A 610-nucleotide genomic window follows, 5' to 3' on the forward strand; every position below is an offset into this window, starting at 1 on the left:
CAGGGTGTCATCGCCGTCGCCACCATCAAGCGTGTCGCTGCCGTCGTTACCATTGAGGGTATCGCTGCCGGCAAAACCGTTGATTTCCTCGCTGCGAGCGTCACCATTGAGTATGTCGTCCCCACCGTTGCCGTTGAGGATCGGCAAGTGGTCGCGGATCGCGGCCCTGTCCCATGTTGTGCCATCGGCGAAGCGGAATGTCTGCACACCGCCTTCGTTGCCGTTGCCCCCGGTGGCAAACTGGCCAGGAATGATTAGTGTTTTGCCAGTAGCGAAGGTGACGATCAGATCGTTACCGCTGCGCGACAGCTGCAGGCTGGCCAAGTCGATGCCGGCGGCGAACTCGACCACGTTGTTATCGGTCGGGGACGTGTTGTCCTTGTTGTCAAAAATGTAAATATGGGCTCCATCACCGACACGGTAGAGGTCGCTCCCTGCTCCACCGAATAGGCCGGACTCAAATCCCGGGGAGGTTCCCGTAAACGACCGTACATCGAGGGTATCGTTGCCATTCCCGCCCCCCAGTGTTGCGGCGAAACTATTACCGCTCAGTATCAGCGTGTCGTTGCCATCTTCCCCATACAGCTGTGAATGGGGGGAATCACTTGCA

Annotated in this window: 1 protein-coding gene; it reads right to left on the reverse strand. The window is 58.4% G+C overall.

The genetic code is table 11. The annotated features are described in order from the left end of the window. Positions 1 to 610, reverse strand: a 610-nt coding sequence (locus tag CGA21_RS29735; protein WP_317451708.1) for a calcium-binding protein, incomplete at both ends; no start/stop codon positions are given.

This window comes from Pseudomonas sp. PSB11 (assembly GCF_014596605.1).
Lineage (GTDB): Bacteria > Pseudomonadota > Gammaproteobacteria > Pseudomonadales > Pseudomonadaceae > Aquipseudomonas > Aquipseudomonas umsongensis.